Origin of the sequence: Streptomyces griseofuscus (genome assembly GCF_014673495.1) — a bacterium.
Lineage (GTDB): Bacteria > Actinomycetota > Actinomycetes > Streptomycetales > Streptomycetaceae > Streptomyces > Streptomyces murinus.
This window is the reverse complement of sequence record NZ_CP051006.1, coordinates 5291452-5310214: the sequence shown is the minus strand read 5'-3', so window position 1 is coordinate 5310214 and position 18763 is coordinate 5291452. Positions and strand designations below refer to the sequence as shown.

The 18763-nt window shown below is 71.4% G+C and carries 12 protein-coding genes and 1 pseudogene; 8 read left to right on the top strand and 5 right to left on the bottom strand.

Translation table 11 applies throughout. The features are described from left to right. Nucleotides 1-33: 33 nt before the first annotated feature. Both galE and HEP81_RS24055 read left to right on the top strand, forming a co-directional pair. On the top strand, nucleotides 34-1029 hold the full coding sequence (gene galE / locus HEP81_RS24060; RefSeq protein ID WP_037661596.1) for a UDP-glucose 4-epimerase GalE: 996 nt from the start codon (nucleotides 34-36) through the stop codon (nucleotides 1027-1029). Nucleotides 1030-1249: 220 nt separating this feature from the next. Beyond that, a pseudogene (locus HEP81_RS24055) lies at nucleotides 1250-1939 on the top strand (ADP-ribosylglycohydrolase family protein); the annotation flags it as partial. A gap of 95 nt (nucleotides 1940-2034) precedes the next feature. On the opposite strand, the gene HEP81_RS24050 reads toward HEP81_RS24055, so the two are convergent. After that, a complete protein-coding gene (locus HEP81_RS24050) occupies nucleotides 2035-2673 on the bottom strand; it encodes a TetR/AcrR family transcriptional regulator (RefSeq protein WP_037661674.1) in 639 nt (212 codons plus the stop codon). 208 nt (nucleotides 2674-2881) lie between these two features. On the opposite strand from HEP81_RS24050, the gene HEP81_RS24045 reads away from it, so the two are divergent. The 4 genes from HEP81_RS24045 to HEP81_RS24030 all read left to right on the top strand — a co-directional run bounded on the left by HEP81_RS24045 (nucleotide 2882) and on the right by HEP81_RS24030 (nucleotide 8729). Next, entirely contained in the window at nucleotides 2882-3793 is a 912-nt protein-coding gene (locus tag HEP81_RS24045; RefSeq protein WP_037661598.1) for an ABC transporter permease, read from the top strand. 79 nt (nucleotides 3794-3872) lie between these two features. After that, nucleotides 3873-4682, top strand: coding sequence for an ABC transporter ATP-binding protein (locus tag HEP81_RS24040; RefSeq protein ID WP_037661676.1), 810 nt, complete (start codon nucleotides 3873-3875; stop codon nucleotides 4680-4682). Between the two features lie 181 nt (nucleotides 4683-4863). Further along, on the top strand, nucleotides 4864-7059 hold the full coding sequence (locus HEP81_RS24035; protein ID WP_037661600.1) for a CDP-glycerol glycerophosphotransferase family protein: 2196 nt from the start codon (nucleotides 4864-4866) through the stop codon (nucleotides 7057-7059). Next, a complete protein-coding gene (locus tag HEP81_RS24030) occupies nucleotides 7056-8729 on the top strand; it encodes a glycosyltransferase family 2 protein (protein WP_037661603.1) in 1674 nt (557 codons plus the stop codon). Before HEP81_RS24035 ends, HEP81_RS24030 begins: the two co-directional genes overlap by 4 nt. Before the next feature lie 93 nt (nucleotides 8730-8822). Here the strand turns inward: HEP81_RS24030 and HEP81_RS24025 are convergent, their stop codons facing one another. Further along, nucleotides 8823-10337 (bottom strand): hypothetical protein, encoded by a 1515-nt coding sequence (locus HEP81_RS24025; protein ID WP_421673936.1) that lies wholly within the window; start codon nucleotides 10335-10337, stop codon nucleotides 8823-8825. Nucleotides 10338-10519: 182 nt separating this feature from the next. Next, complete coding sequence (locus HEP81_RS24020; protein WP_037661609.1) at nucleotides 10520-15475, bottom strand: NAD-glutamate dehydrogenase; 4956 nt, start codon at nucleotides 15473-15475, stop codon at nucleotides 10520-10522. Nucleotides 15476-16062: 587 nt separating this feature from the next. Here HEP81_RS24020 and HEP81_RS24015 point away from each other — a divergent pair. Next, nucleotides 16063-16629, top strand: coding sequence for a DJ-1/PfpI family protein (locus HEP81_RS24015; RefSeq protein ID WP_037661611.1), 567 nt, complete (start codon nucleotides 16063-16065; stop codon nucleotides 16627-16629). 17 nt (nucleotides 16630-16646) lie between these two features. Here the strand turns inward: HEP81_RS24015 and HEP81_RS24010 are convergent, their stop codons facing one another. Both HEP81_RS24010 and HEP81_RS24005 read right to left on the bottom strand, forming a co-directional pair. Then, nucleotides 16647-17315 carry an HAD family hydrolase gene (locus HEP81_RS24010; RefSeq protein ID WP_037661614.1) on the bottom strand — a complete coding sequence of 223 codons (669 nt, stop codon included), beginning with the start codon at nucleotides 17313-17315 and terminating at the stop codon, nucleotides 16647-16649. 57 nt (nucleotides 17316-17372) lie between these two features. Continuing rightward, nucleotides 17373-17876 carry a DUF6912 family protein gene (locus tag HEP81_RS24005; protein WP_037661616.1) on the bottom strand — a complete coding sequence of 168 codons (504 nt, stop codon included), beginning with the start codon at nucleotides 17874-17876 and terminating at the stop codon, nucleotides 17373-17375. A 288-nt stretch (nucleotides 17877-18164) separates the two neighbouring features. Here HEP81_RS24005 and HEP81_RS24000 point away from each other — a divergent pair, with 288 nt between their 5' ends. Further along, entirely contained in the window at nucleotides 18165-18674 is a 510-nt protein-coding gene (locus HEP81_RS24000) for an Rv3235 family protein (RefSeq protein ID WP_037661617.1), read from the top strand. Nucleotides 18675-18763 lie beyond the last annotated feature (89 nt).

The following is an 18763-nucleotide window of genomic DNA, read 5'->3' as shown; positions in this document are numbered from 1 at the left end:
TGGGTCTGGAACGAGACCGGGAAGAGAATCAACGTGTCTGTCCTCATCGCCGGTGGAGCGGGTTACATCGGAAGCACCGTCGCGTCCGCCTGTCTGGACGCCGGCATCACCCCGGTGATCCTCGACAGCCTGGTCCGCGGCCGTGCCGAGTTCACCGAGGGGCGCATCTTCTACGAGGGCGACATCGCGGACGGCGCCCTGGTCGACCGGATCTTCGCCGAGCACCCGGACATCTCCGCGGTGGTGCACTGCGCGGCGCTGATCGTGGTGCCGGAGTCGGTGGCGGATCCGATCGGCTACTACGAGGCGAACGTCACCAAGAGCCTGGCCTTCGTCGGGCATCTGCGGCGCAACGGGTGCGACCGCCTCGTCTTCAGCAGTTCGGCGTCCATCTACCGGGCCGAGGACGGCTCGCCCGTCACCGAGGACTCGCCGCTGGCACCGCAGAGCCCGTACGCGCGGACCAAGGCGGTGTGCGAGGAGATGTTCGCGGACATCGCCGCGGCCGGGCAGATGCGGGTGCTGTCCCTGCGGTACTTCAACCCGGTCGGCGCGGATCCTCTGCTGCGCACCGGTCTCCAGCTCAAGCGGCCCAGCCATGCGCTGGGGATGCTGATCCGGGCCCACCAGGCCGGGACGCCGTTCCCGGTCACCGGCGTGAACTATCCGACCCGCGACGGCACGGGCATCCGTGACTACGTGCACGTCTGGGACCTCGCGGCGGCCCACATCGCGGCGATCGAGCGCTTCGACACCCTCCTCACCGCGTCCGCGCCGTCGATCGCGATCAACCTGGGCACGGGCTCCGGTACGACGGTCCGCGAGCTCTGCGCGGCCTTCAACAACGTCGTGAGCACGCCCCTGGCCACGGTCGACACGGATCCCCGGCCGGGGGACGTGGCCGGCGGCTACACCACGAGCGACCGCGCGTCCCGCCTGCTCGGCTGGACCCCGGCCCTCTCCCTGGAAGAGGGCATCCGCTCGGCCCTGGAATGGATCCCGGTCCGCGACAAGATGCTGAGGGACTGAGCGGGGACGCGCCGTGGGGGGGTGCGGGTCGTATGCCTGGAGCGTGCCGTAGGGGGCGGAGCGTATGCCGGGGTGCGCCGTAGGGGGCAGGTCGTACGCCGGGTGCGGGTATGCCGTGGCTCGTCGCGCGGTTCCCCGTGCTCCTGAGGGAACTGCGCCCACCGCCCGTCGAACACGGACCGGCGCTGCACCCTGGCCAAGTGCCACCGCCTCGATACCCTTCCGACGGTTCCGGCGCTGGGCCGCGGCCGAGCCCAAGGACATCGGGTTGCAGACGGAGGCGGTGCTGACCGGCGGGCATCCCTGGGACACCGCCGCCGACCTGCACTTCCGGGTCAGTCAACGGGCCGCCGGGAACGGTGCGTTGATGCGGGCCGCACCCTCCGCCGTGTACTTCGCGCGGCACGGCCGTAGCGCCACCCTCGATGCCGCCCGCCGCCTCTCCGCCCTGACCCACGGCGATCCCGCCGCCGGCGAGGGCACCGCCGTACTGCACGATCTGATCCGGGTCGCGCTCGCCGGCGGGGATCCGTCGGCCGCCGTACCGGAGGCGCTCGCCGCGGTGCGGGCCGATCAGCGTGAGCGGTTCGCGGTGGTGCTCGCGCCCGGCTGGCATCCGGACGAGGCGACCGAGTTCAACGGCGCGGTGTGGCCCTGCCTGGGGTCCGCCGTATGGGCGCTGCGGACCACGGCGTCGTACGAGGAGGCCGTGCGCGCGGCCGTCGACCTGGGCGGCGACACGGACACCGTGGCGGCGGTCACCGGTGCGCTGGCGGGTGCCGTGTACGGGCTCGGGGCCGTACCGGAGCGGTGGACGCGCGCCCTGCACGTGCCGCTCCCCGGCTTCGACGGGCGGGTGCTGCGGACGCCGGAGCTGACCGCCCTCGCCCGCCGCCTCACTTCCCCCTGAGCCGCACCCCGAGCCTCGCCCCGAGTCCCCTCTGAGCCTCGTCCCCGGCCTCACCCCGAGCCCCCCTGAGCCTCACGGGTACCCCTGAGCCCCCCTCACAACGCCTTCAGCGCCCCCGCCGTAGCCCGTGCCAGCTTCTCCAGGTACCCCTTCGGCGGCTTCGGGGAGCGGATGACCACCGAGCGCCAGTACAGCGGGCCGGAGATGAGGTCCAGGGCGAGGTCGGGGTCGAGGTCGGGGGTGAGTTCGCCGCGGGCCGTCGCCGCCGCGATGACCTTGCTGGCCACGCCCTCCTGACCGTCCCGCAGAGCCTTCTGGAACGCCTCGGCGATCTCGGGGTTGCGGGCCGCCTCGGCCTGGAGGTCGGGGATGATCTGGGAGGCCACGGGGTGGCGCAGCGCGCGCGAGGTCACCTCGTAGAGGAGCCGCAGATCGCCCTCCAGGGAGCCCGTGTCCGGCGCCGGCAGGCCGAGGACCGCCATCGCGGAGACCACGTCGAGCACCAGATGCAGCTTGGAGCGCCAGCGCCGGTACACCGCCGTCTTGCCGACCCCCGCCCGCCGCGCGATTCCCTCGATGCTCATGCGCGCGTAGCCGACCGCGGCCAGTTCCTCGAAGACGGCCGCCCGGATGGCCTCGGTCACATCCGGACGCAGCACCGCGGCCCCGGCAGGGGTACGGCGGCGTGCGCGCTGCGGCGGTTCGGCGGCGGGCTCGGCGGCGTTCGTGGTCATGGATCCCAGCATAGGGCGTTACGACGAAACGGTTGCGTTGCGACGTCACAACGTTCTACGCTCACGTCACGACGATACGGTCCCGTCCCGTCGTAAGAGAACGTGAAGAGAAACGTAAGGAAACGCCGGACGACGGGACCGGCTGGCCCTGGTTCCGGACACAGTCGGAGCCGTGGCACCCCCCTCCCCCCGAGCGAAAGCAGCGGATGTGAGCCAGGTCCTCGACACACCGCCCCCGATCCAGGCCCCGGCCGACGACCTCAAGGCGCTGGCCGCCCGGCACGGCCTGTCGGTCAGCGGCGCCCGCCCCTCCCTGCCGGAGTACATCCGCCAGCTGTGGGCCCGCCGCCACTTCATCACCGCCTTCGCCACCGCCAAGCTCACCGCGCAGTACAGCGAGGCGAAGCTCGGCCAGGTCTGGCAGGTCATGACCCCGCTGCTGAACGCGGCGGTCTACTACTTCATCTTCGGCGTCCTGCTCGGCACCAAGAGGGGCGTCCCGGACTACGTCCCCTTCCTGGTCACCGGCGTGTTCGTATGGACGTTCACGCAGAGCTCGATCCAGGTCGGCACCCGGGCGATCTCCGGCAACCTCGGCCTGGTGCGCGCCCTGCACTTCCCGCGCGCCGCCCTGCCGATCTCCTTCTGCATCCAGCAGCTCCAGCAGCTGCTGTTCTCGATGGCCGCCCTGGTCGTCATCCTGCTCTGCTTCGGCGTGCCGGTCAGCGCCTCCTGGCTGCTGGTGATCCCCGCGCTGATCCTCCAGTTCACCTTCAACGCCGGCGTGGCGATGATCATGGCGCGCTGGGGTGCCAAGACCCCCGACATCGCCCAGCTGATGCCGTTCATCCTGCGCACCTGGATGTATGTGTCCGGCGTGATGTGGAGCATCGAGAAGCTCACCAAGAACGACCACCTGCCGCACATCGTCACGGTGCTGCTCCAGACCAACCCGGCCGCGGTCTACATCGACCTCATGCGCTTCGCGCTGATCGACAGCTTCCACGCCAAGCAGCTGCCCCCGCATGTGTGGCCGATCGCCGTCGGCTGGGCCCTGCTCGCCGGTGTCGGCGGCTTCATCTACTTCTGGAAGGCTGAGGAGACGTACGGCCGTGGCTGAGCAGAGCGAGCGGATCCCGCAGACCACCCCCCAGCAGCCCCAGCAGACCACCCATCGGACCCAGCAGACCGGGCAGAGCATGCAGAGCGAGCGGATCCCCACCGTCGTCGCCGACAGCGTCGACATCGTCTACCGGGTCAACGGCACCGGCACGGGCCGCGGCTCCGCCACCGCCGCCCTCAACCGCATCATGCGCCGCAAGCAGGCCGACAAGGCCGCCGGCGTGCGCCGGGTGCACGCGGTGAAGAAGGTGTCGTTCGTCGCCTACAAGGGCGAGGCGATCGGCCTCATCGGCACCAACGGCTCCGGCAAGTCCACCCTGCTCAAGGCCGTCGCCGGCCTGCTGCCGGTGGAGAGCGGGCACATCTACACCCACGGCCAGCCCTCCCTCCTCGGCGTCAACGCGGCGCTGATGAACGACCTCACCGGCGAGCGCAACGTCTACCTCGGCGGCCTCGCCATGGGCATGTCCCGCGAGCAGGTCAAGGAGCGCTACCAGGGCATCGTCGACTTCTCCGGGATCAACGAGAAGGGCGACTTCATCACCCTGCCGATGCGCACGTACTCCTCCGGTATGGCCGCCCGGCTGCGCTTCTCCATCGCCGCCGCCAAGGACCACGACGTGCTGCTCATCGACGAGGCCCTGGCCACCGGCGACCGCAGGTTCCAGGTGCGCTCGGAGGAGCGGATCCGCGAGCTGCGCGAGACGGCGGGCACCGTGTTCCTGGTCAGCCACAACAACAACTCGATCCGCGACACCTGCGAGCGGACGCTGTGGCTGGAGCGCGGCGAGCTGCGCCTGGACGGCCCCACCGAGGAGGTCCTCAAGGAGTACGAGGCCTTCACCGGCGACAAGGCGAAGAAGCCCGCCCCGAAGAAGGCCGCGTAACGCGCTCACAAACCCCTCACCACATGAAAGTGGCCAAGAGGGCAACCAGGGACCCGGAACGCCTGTCTAACACCCGGGTCCCTTTCTTCTTACCCCGAACGTGGTCATCCCTTTCATCCGCTTAGTGACAGTATGTTATGAAGGGTGATCCTCCACCGACGATCCGAAGGAGTCCACCGCGATGCCCCAACTCAGCGTCATCGTCTACGGACCCAACGCGCAGGGGCATCTGACGGAGCTGCTCGACTCCCTGGAAGCGCACCCCCTGTCCGACGCCGAGGTCGTGGTCGCCGCGGTCGGTGACTGGGCCCGGGAGACGGCCGAGGCCCACGCCCCCGACACGGTCGTGGTCCCGCTGCCCGACGGCACCACCGACGCGGCCGCCCGGGCCGCCGGCGCCGCCCGCGCCACGGGCCGCTGGCTGCACTTCGTGCACGCCAAGGACGGGCTGCCGGCCGGTGCGCCCCGTCTGATCGCCGAACGCGCCGCCGAGCTGGACGACTCCGTGGACGTCCTCCTCCTCGACCACCTCACCACCACCTGGCAGGCCGCCGCCCGGCCCTCCCGCGACGGCCGCTTCCTCGCCGCCGTCGGCCGCGCCGCCCTCCCCCTGGACGAGGCCGTCGACCTGCTCCGGCTGACCCCGCTGCTCGGCAACCGCGCCCTGCGCAGGGAGTTCTGGGCGGCCCACGAGGCGCGGCTGACCACCGACGACGAGCCGCGCGCCGCCAGCGCATCCCTGCTGTGCGCGGGCCGCGTCGCCTGCCTCAACCAGGTGGCGTACGAGAACCGGGAGCTGCGCCCCGAGAGCCTGCCGCCGCTCGCCGCCGAGGACCGCTTCGAGCTGGTCGAGCGCTACGAGTCGCTGATGCCGCTCGCCCGCGACCGGCGCGCCCCGCGCGTGGTGCTCTACGACCTGATGATGCGCGACCTGGTGCGCACCTTCGCCGGCGAGAACCTGCCCGACGAGGTGGCCCGCGAGTTCTTCCGCCGCGCCTCCCTCGCGGCGGTGCGCTGGCGGCCCGAGCGCCATGAGCACCCGCCGGGCGTGGAGGGCGTACGGCATGCGCTGCTGGAGGAGGGCGCGTACACGAAGTACCGCGCGTTCCAGGCCGCCAACCGCGCCCGCCGCGCCGCCCGCAAGGGCGTACGCACCCGTAAGCGGCAGGTCGGCGCCAAGCTGCGCGAGCAGCAGTACCGGCGCGCCCTGAGCCGTCCCGTCGAAGCGGACCTCGCGGTGTTCGCGGCCTACTGGGAGCGCGGGGTGGCCTGCAACCCGGCCGCGATCGCCGCCAAGCTGGCCGAACTGGCCCCGCACATCCACCCGGTGTGGGTGGTCTCCAAGGACAACACGGCCCTGCTGCCGCCCGGCACCGACCATGTGGTGCCCGGCACCCGCCGCTACTGGGAGGTGCTGGCCACCGCCAAGTACCTCGTCAACAACGTCAACTTCCCCAACGCGGTGGTCAAACGGCCGGACGCGATCCACCTCCAGACCCATCACGGCACCCCGCTCAAGCGCATGGGCCTGGACCAGATCGAACACCCGGCCGCCGCCAAGGGACTGGACTTCGAAGCGCTGCTGGCCCGCATCGACCGCTGGGACTACAGCGTCAGCGCCAACAGCCACTCCACCCGGATGTGGGAGCGCGCCTACCCGGCCCGCTACACCTCGCTGGACCACGGCTATCCACGCAACGACGTCTTCTACACCAGCGGCGCCGACGCGGTTCGCGCCGCCCGCGCCCGGCTCGGCATCGCCCCCGGCAAGACGGCGGTCCTCTACGCCCCCACCCACCGCGACTACGAGGCCGGCTTCACCCCCCGCCTCGACCTCGCCGAACTCGCCGACCGGCTCGGCGAGGACACGGTCCTGCTGGTGCGCGCCCACTACTTCTACGGCGGCGCCACCTCCCCGCTGACCGGTCTGCGCCGCTCCGGGCGGCTCATCGACGTCTCCTCCTACGACCCCGTCGAGGAGCTGTGCCTGGCCGCCGACGCGCTGGTCACGGACTACTCGTCGATCATGTTCGACTACGCCAACCTGGACCGCCCGATCGTCGTCTACGCCGATGACTGGGAGACCTACCGCACCACCCGCGGCGTCTACTTCGACCTGATGACGGACCATCCGGGCCAGGTCGCCCGCACCCAGGAGGAGCTGACGGAGATCTTCCGCTCCGGCGCCTGGCGCGACGAGACCGCGGCCAAGGCCCGCACCGCCTTCCGGCGCCGGTTCTGCGAGTACGACGACGGCCGCGCCGCCGAACGGGTCGTACGACGGGTGTTCCTGGGAGAGCCGGAGGACGCCCTGCCACCGGTGCTGCCGATCGAGGACCGCACCCCCGCCCCGACCCCCGAGGAGGCCACGGCATGACGACCCCGGCCACGACCCCCGACGTCACGGTCACCGTCATCGTGTTCAACGACGCGGACCGCCTGCCCCGGGCGGTCGCCTCGCTGCGCGCGCAGACGCACGCCAATATCGAGATCGTCATCAGCGACGACCACTCCACCGACGACACGCCCGCGGTGGCGCGCCGTCTGGAGGCGGAGGACCCGCGGGTGCGCTACCTCCGGCTGCCGGAGAACAGCGGCGGGTGCAGCGCGCCGCGCAACCGGGCCATCGAGATCGCCCGCGCGCCCTATCTGATGTTCCTGGACAGCGACGACGAACTCCCTCCGCAGGCCGTGGAGTTGCTGCTGGCCGCGCACCGCGAGCGCGAGGTCGACTTCACCATGGGCGCGGTGCGCCGGGTACGGGTGGACAACGGCCGGCGTACGACCTGGATGCCGCACCTGGTCGCCGAGCGGCGCACGGTCGAGGGCATCGAGGCGGACCCCCGGCTGCTGTTCGAGCACCTGTCGACCAGCAAGATGTACGCGCGTTCCTTCCTGGACCGGCACGAACTGCGCTTCCCCGAGGGCATCCACTACGAGGACCAGCTGTTCTCGGCCCAGGCGTACTGCCTGGCGAAGGCGTTCACGATCATCCCGGACCCGGTGTACGTCTGGTACATCGACCCGTTCGCGGCGGCCGCGTCGGCGTCCATCTCCAATCAGCGGCACAAGGTCACCAATGTGCGCGACCGGGTCCATGTGCAGCGGCTCATCGACGACTTCCTGGTGGAGAGCGGGCACGCCGGGCTGCGTGAGGACAAGGACTTCAAGTTCCTCAAGCACGACTTCCGGATGTACGCGGGCGACCTGCCCTACCGGGACGAGGAGTGGCTGGCCGCGTTCGCGGACATCATGAACCCCTACCTCGACACCCTGGCCCCGGGCGCGTTCGCCCGGCTGCCCCGGCCCGAGCGGGTGGTCCTCGAACTGCTGCGCTCCGGGCGCCTCGCCGACGCGCGGCTCGCGGCGCGGGGGCTGGGCCAGGAGGTGGCGCCGCGCCAGGTCACGACGGACGCGGCGGGCGTGCCGTACTGGGGCGGGAGCATCCCGGACACCGAGCGCGGCCGGCGTGAACTGTCCGTGGCCGACCTGGAGCTGGAGACCCGGCCGTTCCCGACGGCGCAGTTCCGGCACGAGATCACGGAGCTGAGCAGGGGCGGCGGGGCGACCCTGACGCTCGCCGTCCGGACGTACGACCCCGGGCTGCGGCTCCCCGTCGGGCCGCAGCGCGCCGGTCTGATCGTCTCCCCCGGTGGGCGCCGGATGACGGTGCCCTTCCGGCTCGACCCGGTCAGCCCCGGAGTCTTCGAGGGCACGGTGCGGCTGGATCTCTCCGCCGCGCGGATCCCCCTCCAGGGCTTCCAGGGCATCCGGCATCCGCTGGTCCGTCTGAACCAGCAGGGCCTGTGGAACTCCGGTGTCCTGCTGGCCCCGCTGGACTTCCCGCCGGCCACGACCCGCGTGGACTACCGCTCCGGTACGACACCGCACACGGTCACGGTGGAGCCGGAGGGCCGCAACCCCGGCCGGCTTCAGCTCCGCTGGGAGCCGGTGGGGATGACGGCGGTGATCCGGCCGGTCCTGCACAAGGTGGCGAGGCCGCGGGTGCGGAAGGCGGCGAAGCTGGTGGCGAGCCTGCTGAAGTAGCGAGCGCCGCTGGGCTCCGGGCGCGTGGGCGGCTGCGACTGCGTCGTGGCCGCCCACGCGGTTTCCCGCGCCCCTTCGGGGCACGGGCCCAGCTCAGCCCACCACTCGGTACAGCACCTGCTCCCCGGGCCCCGTCGTCACCTTCCGCAGGCCGGGTCCGGCCAGGTCGGCCGAGGCGACGACCCATCGCACCCCGTACTCCCGCAGGATCCCCCGCCGCTCCGCCGCCGATGTCCCCGCGGCGAAGAACCGGTCCACCGCGGCGGAGCGGCGCGCCGAGTCCCGTAGGAACACATCCGGATAGCCCGGCGCCACGGTGTATCCCCCGTACGCCGGGATCTGCCGCGCCGCGATCGTCCGCGCCATCACCACGTCCCCGTACCGCACCCACGGTGTGATCCAGTGATAACCGACCCACGGTGTCTCGTACTTGTCCGCGAGCACCGACGGCAGCGCGGGCTTCCCCGTCGCGTACCCGATCGTCCCCGCCTGTCCCCAGAAACCCACCGCCAGCGCGAGCCCGAGCACGCACGCCCACCCGGCCCGTACCGCCCGCTGCCCCGCGGACACCACCTCCAGCGCGGCCGCGAGCTGCGCCGGGATCAGCGCGGCGGGCATCGCGCGACCCCAGGAGTAGTGCCCGGTCAGCCCGCCCGCCGCGACGACCAGCGCGCCCAGCGCGAAGAACAGCGCCAGCGCGTCCCACCGGTCGCGCCGCAGCCGCAGCGCCAGCGCCACCACGCCCAGCAGTACCAGCCCGAACCGTGCGAACAGATGCTGGTAGAGCGACTTGTGGATGGCCTCCAGATCCGCCCCGGCGGAGAACAGCGAGAAGAAGTCGTAGTACGGCCACACCCACAGCAGCGCCGCCCCGAGCAGCAGCCCGGCCCCGAGCCGGAGCCACACCTGCCGCCCCGGACGGGCGGAGACGACCATGGCCAGCGCCCCGAGCGTGGCGACGACGCCCGTGAACTGGTGGCAGAGCAGGATCAGCGCCCACAGCAGCCCGAGGGCGAGCCACCGTCCCCAGGACGCCCGCTCGCGCAGTGCCCGGGTGAGCCAGGCCCAGAAATGGAAGCTCAGGCCCAGCGCGAACACGCTCGGGTAGGAGATGGTCAGGGCGAGCGAGTGCAGGCCGATGAACCCGCTCCAGTTGAGGACGGCCGTCCCCCACAGCAGCACCAGGCTCAGCAGCGCGAGCGCCGGCGCCGCGCGTTGGGCGCTGAGCGTCCGGACGTACCGCCACACCCCGGTGACCAGCAGGGTCAGCCCGATCAGCGCCCCGATGCGCAGCACCACGAACACCGACAGACCGGTCACCTTGGCGAGCGCGCCCAGCAGCAGCATCCACGGCGAGTAGTAAGGACTCGGTGTGTCCGCGTCGACCAGCGGGTTGCCGGGGTGCAGCAGGCTGTGGCCGAGGCGTTGGATCGTGGCCGCGTGCATGCCGAGGTCGCCGATCCACGGCAGCCGGACGATCACCGCCAGCAGCAGCGCCATCACCAGCACCGCGGCCACCTGCGGCACCGCTCGGGCCACCCGCGCGCCACCTCCCGGGGACTCCGGGCTGCTCAGCTGTTCTTCGAGGTCGGACTGTGCTGCGTGCATTCTGCTGGAACACCCAATCGTGGAAGCCCAGGTAATTACAGCGCAGACCCTATCCGAAACGCACCGATAAGCAGGAAACGGTAAATCCGCCTATCTCCTTTGTACAAAGGACGGCAAGAAAAGGAACGCCCCGGACCGATTCTCCATCGGCCCGGGGCGTTCCCTCCGCTGACGCGGTAGTGCTACGAGTGCGTGCGCAGCAGCGTCCGCATCGTCCGCATCGCCACCGACAGGTTGGCGAGGTCGAAGGCGTCCGAACTGCGGATCTCCTCCAGGGTGGTGCGCGCCCGGCCCAGGATCGGGGCGTTCTTCTGCTCCCAGTCCGCGAACCGCTGCTCCGGCGACGCGGTGCCGTTGCCCACCGCGAGCACGTCCGCGGTGAGCGCCGCGTGCGCCGCGTAGAGGTCCTCGCGGATGGAGGCGCGGGCCATGGACTGCCAGCGGTCGTTGCGCGGCAGCTCGATGATGCGGTCCATCAGCTGGCTGATGCCGAGGCGGTCGGCGAGGTCGTAGTAGACCTCGGCGACGTCCAGCGGCTCCTTGCCCATGCGGTCGGCCACCGAGACGATGTCGAGCGCCGGGAAGGCGGAGGAGAACCCGGCCACGCGGGTGGCGAGTTCGTCCGGGACACCGGCCGCGGACAGCTCGTCGTACACGTGCTGGTACCACTCCAGGTCCGCGCCGCGCACCAGCTTGGGCAGCTGCTGCCAGACCTGCTCGACGCGCTCGGCGAAGAACTCCACCGTCTCGGCGAGCTGGAGCGGCTGCGGCCGGTTGTTGAGCAGCCAGCGGGTGCCGCGCTCGATCAGGCGCCGCGAGTGCAGCCGGATGCGGGTCTGCACGGCCGCGTCGACCTGGTTGTCCAGGGCCTCCACCGCGTCCCACACCGGGGCCGAGCAGAAGATCGCGCGGGCCGCGGTCTGGGCGCGGACGATCTCCTCCAGGGAGGCGCCGGTCTCCTCGCGCAGCCGGTGCAGATACGTCGTACCGCCCGTGTTGACCGTGTCGTTGACCAGCACCGTGGTGGTGATCTCGCGGCGCAGCGGGTGGTTGTCGACGGCCTCCGAGAACCGCTCGCGCAGGTCGGAGGGGAAGTACGCGTGCAGCAGGCCGCGCAGATACGGGTCGTCGGGCAGCGAGGTGGCCAGCAGCTCCTCGGCGACCGTGATCTTCGTGTACGCCATGACGACGGCCGTCTCCGGGCCGGTCAGGCCCTGGCCCTGGTTCAGGCGCTCGCGGATCTGGCGGTCGGTGGGCAGGAACTCCAGCGCCCGGTCCAGGTGGCCCTCGCGCACCAGGTGGCGCAGGAAGCGCTGCTGGGCGTGGAGCATGTCCTTGGCCTGGAACAGCGCGTTGGCGAGCGCGGTGTTCTGCGCGTAGTTGTTGCGCAGCACCAGCGCGCCGACCTCGTCGGTCATCCCGGCGAGCAGCTTGTTGCGCTGCTTGACGGTCATGTCGCCGTCCGCGACCAGGCCGTTCAGCAGGATCTTGATGTTCACCTCGTGGTCGGAGGTGTCCACGCCGGCGCTGTTGTCGATCGCGTCGGTGTTGATCTTGCCGCCCTGGTGGGCGAACTCGATACGGCCGAGCTGGGTCAGACCCAGGTTGCCGCCCTCGCCGACGACCTTCACGCGCAGGTCGGCGCCGTCGACGCGGATGGCGTCGTTGGCCTTGTCGCCGACGTCCGCGTTCGACTCGGCGGACGACTTCACGTAGGTGCCGATGCCGCCGTTCCACAGCAGGTCGACCGGCGCCTTGAGGATCGTCTTCATCAGGTCGGCCGGGGTCATCTTGGCGACCTTGTCCTCGATGCCGAGGGCCTCGCGGATGTGCGCGTTGAGCTGGATCGACTTGGCGCTGCGCGGGAAGATCCCGCCGCCGGCCGAGAGCAGCTCGGTGTTGTAGTCGGCCCAGCTGGAGCGGGGCAGCTCGAACAGGCGGCGGCGCTCGGCGTATCCGGTCGCCGCGTCCGGGTTCGGGTCGATGAAGATGTGCCGGTGGTCGAAGGCGGCGACCAGGCGGATGTGCTCGGACAGCAGCATGCCGTTGCCGAACACGTCACCGGACATGTCGCCGATGCCGACGACCGTGAAGTCCTCGGACTGGGTGTCCACGCCCAGCTCGCGGAAGTGCCGCTTGACGGACTCCCACGCGCCGCGCGCGGTGATGCCCATGCCCTTGTGGTCGTAACCCGCCGAACCACCGGAGGCGAAGGCGTCGCCGAGCCAGAAGTTGTACTTCTCGGCGACCCCGTTGGCGATGTCGGAGAAGGTGGCGGTGCCCTTGTCGGCAGCGACGACCAGGTACGTGTCGTCGCCGTCGTGCCGCACCACGTCCTTGGGCGGGACGACCTCGCCGCCGACCATGTTGTCGGTGATGTCCAGCAGCGCCGAGATGAACGTCTTGTAGCTGGCGACGCCCTCCGCGAGCCACGCGTCCCGGTCCTGCGCCGGGTCCGGCAGCTGCTTGGCGACGAAGCCGCCCTTGGCGCCGACCGGCACGATGACGGTGTTCTTCACCATCTGCGCCTTGACCAGGCCGAGGATCTCGGTACGGAAGTCCTCCCGCCGGTCGGACCAGCGCAGACCACCGCGCGCGACCTTGCCGAAGCGCAGGTGCACGCCCTCGACCCGCGGCGAGTACACCCAGATCTCGAAGGCCGGGCGCGGCGCGGGCAGGTCCGGGATGGCCTGCGGGTCGAACTTCATCGACACGTAGTCGTGGGGGTGGCCGTCGGGGCGCCGCTGGAAGAAGTTGGTCCGCAGGGTCGCCTTGATGACGGTCAGGAAGGAGCGCAGGATGCGGTCCTCGTCCAGGCTCGCCACCTGGTCCAGGGCCGCGTCCAGCTCCTCCAGCAGCGCGTCCGTCAGCTCCACGCCGGCCTGCTGCCGCTCCGGCGACATCCGCGCCTCGAACAGGGAGACGAGCAGCCGGGTGGTGTGGACGTTGTTGCGGAGGGTGTCCTCCATGTAGTCCTGCGAGAAGGTCGAACCGGCCTGGCGCAGGTACTTGGCGTAGGCGCGCAGCACCATCGCCTCGCGCCAGTTCAGTCCGGCGCTGAGCACGAGGGAGTTGAAGCCGTCGTTCTCGGCGCGACCGGTCCAGGTCGCGGCGAACGCCTCCTGGAAGCGCTCACGGCCGTCGTCGCCCAGGTAGTCGCCGCCGGCGGGCGACTTGGGGATGCGCAGTCCGAAGTCGTAGATCCAGCCGGTGGTGCGGTCCGAGCAGCGCAGCTCGTACGGCCGCTCGTCCACGACCTCGACGCCGATGCGCTGGAGGACCGGCAGCACGGCGGACAGGGAGACGGAGGCACCCTTGCGGTAGATCTTGAAGCGGCGCTCGTCGGGGGCGGCGCCGACCGGCTCGTACAGGCTCAGCGCGAAGTCGTTGCCCGGCTCCTCGGTCAGCCGCTCCAGGTGCACCAGGTCGGCCACGGCCGCGCGCGGGGTGTGGTCGGCCTTGTAGCCCTCGGGGAAGGCGTTGGTGTAGCGGCGCAGCAGCTCTGCGGCGCGCTCCTCGCCCAGCTCGGCGTTGAGCGCCTCGGTGAATCCGTCCACCCAGGAGCGGGCGGCCTCGACCAGGCGGGTCTCGATACGGTCCTTGTCGGCGTCCGACAGCTCGGGCAGCTCGGTGCCCTGCGGGACGCGGACGACGAAGTGCAGCCGGGACAGGATCGACTCGGTGTTCCAGGCGGTGAAGTCGACGTTGGTGCCGCCGAGCTCCTCCTTCAGGATGTCGATGATCCGCAGGCGCACGCCGGTGGTGTAGCGGTCGCGCGGCAGGTAGACGAGGGCCGAGTAGTAGCGGCCGTACTCGTCCTGGCGCAGGTACAGGCGCAGCCGGCGGCGCTCCTGGAGGTAGAGCACGCTGGTGACGATCGACTGGAGCTCGGCGGCCGGCGTCTGGAACAGCTCGTCACGCGGGTACGTCTCCAGGATCTGGAGCAGATCGCGGCCGTCGTGGCTGTTGGGCGAGAACCCGGCGCGGTCGAGGACCTCGGCGACCTTGCGGCGGATCACCGGGACCCGGCGCACCGACTCGGTGTAGGCGGCCGAGGAGAACAGACCGAGGAAGCGGCGCTCCCCGACGACATTGCCGTCCTTGTCGAACTTCTTGACGCCGATGTAGTCCAGGTACGACGGCCGGTGCACGGTGGCCCGGCTGTTCGCCTTGGTCAGCACCAGCAGCTTGTGCTCGCGGGCCTTGGCGCGGGCGTCGGCCGGCAGCCGCTCGAAGGAGGGGCTGACCGGGTGCTGGTCGTCCTCGGCGTGCTGCGGGTCGGAGCGCAGGATGCCGAGGCCGGTGCCGGGCACGGCGGCCAGGGTGTCGTCGCCGCGCAGTTCGTACTCGCGGAAGCCCAGGAAGGTGAAGTGGTCGGTGGCGAGCCAGCGCAGCAGCTCGCGGGCCTCCTCGACCTCGGCCTTCGGCAGGTCGGCCGGGACCGGCTCGCTCCCCAGCTCGTCGGCGACCCGGGCCGCCGCCTCCCGCATCTTGTCCCAGTCCTCGACGGCCTCACGGACGTCGGACAGGACGCGCAGCAGGTCGGAGGTGATCTGCTTGAGGTCGGCGCGGTCGGTCTCGCGGTCGATCTCGACGTGGATCCACGACTCGATGTGCGCGTCGTGCGGCAGCTCGGCGGGGTCGACGGAGGTGGCCGGGGTCGGCAGGATCTCCAGCAGCTTGCCGGTGATGTCGCGGCGGACCACGAACTGGGGGTGGATCACGACATGGATGCCGCGCCCGCCCCGGGTCAGCTCATTGGTGACGGAGTCGACCAGGAACGGCATGTCGTCGGTCACGACCTCGACGACCGTGTGGCTGCACGTCCAGCCGTTCTCCTCGACCGTCGGGGTGTGCACCCGGACGTTCGCGGTGCCCTGGGGGCGGCTCTCGGCCAGGCGGTAGTGCGAGACCGCGGCACCGAAGGCGTCCACCGGGTCGCGGTCGGTGAGGTCTTCCGGTGCGGTGTGCAGGTAGTAGCGCTGGAGGAACGCGAGGGTTGACTCACTGTCCGGGGTGTCCGGGGAGCCCTCGCCCGTCGACCCGGTCGGTAGGTTCCCCCCGACCGGGCTGTTCTCAGCTACCCGAGCGGCCCGTTCGAGCATCTCGGCCTTGGCTTCGTCCAGCTTGGTCTGCATTGTCCTCTGGCTCCTGTCGCGCGCCGTTGCGTGACGTAGAAGGAAGTACTGGCTCTTCCCCTGCGGCTCGACGCCACGGCCCGGAGTTTCCGGTCCGTTCCGACGCTATGCCGACAGGTGAGATGAGCGGGGGGTATTCGGCCATTTCCGACACGACCACGGGATGTGACGCTGCTCTCGGCACCGTCGTGTTCCGGGCCGGCCTCGGCGTCCTGGGGGCTGCGGCGCCCCCGTCCCGCCCGCGCGGACCAGCGACCGCCGCCCGGTCACGGAGGTCCTCCGTGCAACCCGGGCGCAGGGCGGGAGCCTGATCGCTCCCGCGAGCTATCGCGCTGATCACGCCACAAGGCTATCGCCCCTCACCCCGGAACCGTCATGAGCCGTATGTGTACAAAACAGGGGGTCAAAGTTTGACGTTCTGCACAGCATCGGAGGCCGCCCGGGTGGCGTAACCGGATTCGGCCAGGTGGTAGGCGGGGTGGGGTAGCGGCCCCGCCTCTTCCGCCGCACCCTGAGAGCTACGACCCCGGGGGTCCGGCCGAGGGGTCCGTCCCCGTCCGTCCCCGTCCGTCCCGAGGAGCGCCGACATGCCCGCGAAGATCCTCATCGTCACCGGCGACGCCGCGGAGTCCCTGGAGGTCATGTACCCCTACCAGCGGCTGCGCGAGGAGGGCTACGACGTCGACATCGCGGCCCCCTCCCGCAAGACGCTGCGCTTCGTGGTGCACGACTTCGAGCCCGGTTACGACACGTACACCGAGAAGCCCGGGTACACCTGGCCGGCCGACCTCTCCTTCGCCGAGGTGGACCCCGGCGGGTACGTCGCCCTGGTCATCCCCGGCGGCCGGGCCCCCGAGTATCTGCGCAACGATCCCGAACTGCGCAAGATCCTCAAGGCCTTCTTCGACGCGGACAAGCCGGTCGCCCAGATCTGCCACGGCCCGCTGCTCACCGCCGCGATCGACACCCTGCGCGGCCGCCGTGTCACGGCCTACCCGGCCCTGGAACCCGACATGCAGGCCGCGGGCGCGAGCTTCCAGGACACGGAGACGGTGACGGACGGCACACTGGTCTCCGCGCGGGCCTGGCCGGACCACCCGTCCTGGATGCGGGAGTTCATCAAGGTGCTGCGGACGAAGGCGCCGGTGAACTGAGACCCGCGCAGGCCCCCTCACACGGCTATTCGCTGTGCGACCTCCACCGCCTCCGCCAGCGTGTCCACCACCGGGACGCCGACCTCCTCCAGGCTGGCCCTGCTGTGCGACCCGCCGGTGTACAGCACCGCACCGGCCCCCACATGGCGCGCCGCGACCGCGTCGTCCGCCGCGTCCCCGATCACCACGGTCCGCCCCGGCTCCACCGCTCCGGTGAGCCACGACAGATGCCGCACCATGTGCTCCGCCTTGCTCCCGCCGGACGGCCCCGTCCGCCCGTCGACGCGCACGAACTGCTCCTCGATCCCGAACCCCCGCACGAGCGGCACCAGTTCCTCGTGTCCGTACATGCTCAGCAGCGACTGGCTGTGCCCCGCCGTCCGCCATCCGCGGAGCAGCTCAGCCGCCCCCTCGGTCAGCGCGCACCGCGCCCGCCGCTCCGTGTACCGCTGATGGAATATCCCGTCCATCAGCTCCCACTCGGCCTGGCTCGGCAGCCGCCCCATCAGCCGCTCGTAGAACTTCGGCACCGGCACGCAGTACAGCGCGCGGTACTGCTCCAGCGTGATCGGCGCCAGGCCCAGCTCCGCGAAGGCGGCGTTGGTCGCCTCGATGATCGCCTCGTTGTCATGGAACAGCGTGCCGTTCCAGTCCCAGACGATGTGCGCGCGTGCGTGCTTCCCCATGCCCAAGACCGTACCCGCCCCCACTGACAATCCCGGAGGTCGGCCGATCCTGCCTGGTCAGGCCCGCCCGAGGAGGTTGGGGAGCTCCTGTGTGGCGAACCACAGCAGCTCATGGTCCTCCGCCTCGTCCACGGTGGTCTGCGCCGCCTCGTCCCCGCCGTCCGCCGCCGCCAGCGCCCGCGCCGCCGCGGTCACGTCCCGCTCGGCGTCGTCGGCGTCGGCGTGGACCGCCGCCGCTTTGGCGAGCGGCACGGTCACCTTCACGCTCACCTCGCCCGGCTCGGCCCCGCCGTCGGACGCGGCCGTGACCGCGCCGTCGGCCACGTCCACGGCCACCACGATCCGGCGCCGCGGCGCGTCCTCGTCGGCCGCGAGCAGGCGCAGGGAGGCCAGCGCGGCCCGGCCGAGCGCGGCGTACTCCAGTTCCTCGACGTCGTCGGAGCGGTACCAGGCGCGCAGGGCGGGCGTGACGGCGTACCCGGTGAAGGGGCCGGCCCCCAGCTCACCCGTCCTGTGCGCCTCGGCGAGACCGGGGAGGGTCAGGGGGACGTAGACGCGCATGCTCGCCGCTCTTTCCTGGTCGTTCCGGGGGGCTTCAGGATACGTGCGGCTGTCCCCTTTCGAGTCCCTGCCCACACCCCGTAAGTGTCAGCCCCGTACGTCGTACTTCACCCGGGGCACCCGCATGATCTCGGGGCTCAGCCCTCTGTCCATCCCCCCGGAGGGTGAATCCCCTCGGCCCCTCGCCACCACCGCCCACGTCCTTGCCGCGCGGTCCCCGGCCCCGTACAAGATCCCCACCACCTAGTTACCGCCCGGTATCCGCCGGGCCGTCGAACGGGGACCCCCATGAACAAGGTCATGAGCCGCACCCCTCACCCCCGCCCCCGGCACCGCCCGCCGACCCGCCACGACACCCGCCGCCCCTCCTCTGGCTCCCGCCGGGCGGCCGCCGACAGCCGTACGACCGCGACCACCCGCCCGGCACGCCCCCAGCCGCCCCGTACGGCCCCTCAGGAGCCCGCCCGGCCCACTCGCCCCACGGACCTCTTCGCGGACCGTCTGGTGGCCGTCCTCAGTGGTCAGCGCCCGGTCCACTGGATGCTCCGCCACACCGCGGGCCGCGCCTACGACGACCTGGCCCGCCTCGCCGCCGAGGGTCCCCTGCGCACCCGGGGCGCCGCCCGGCCGGTCGTCCGCGACATCGGCTACTACGTCGCAGGCGAGGGCGCGCTGGAGGTCTTCGCCCGCATCGGGGCGGGCAGCCGGCTCCGCGCCCTGGCCTTCCGCCTCGAACGGGGCGCGGACCTGCGCTGGCGCTGCACAGCGGTGGAAACGGGCCCGCGGCCCATGCCGTAGCCGGGCGGGCACTCCCGCGCGCCGCCGGGTGCGGCTCCGTCGTGGCCGCTCGCGCCGTTCCCCGCGCCCCTTCACTAGCGACCGGCGGC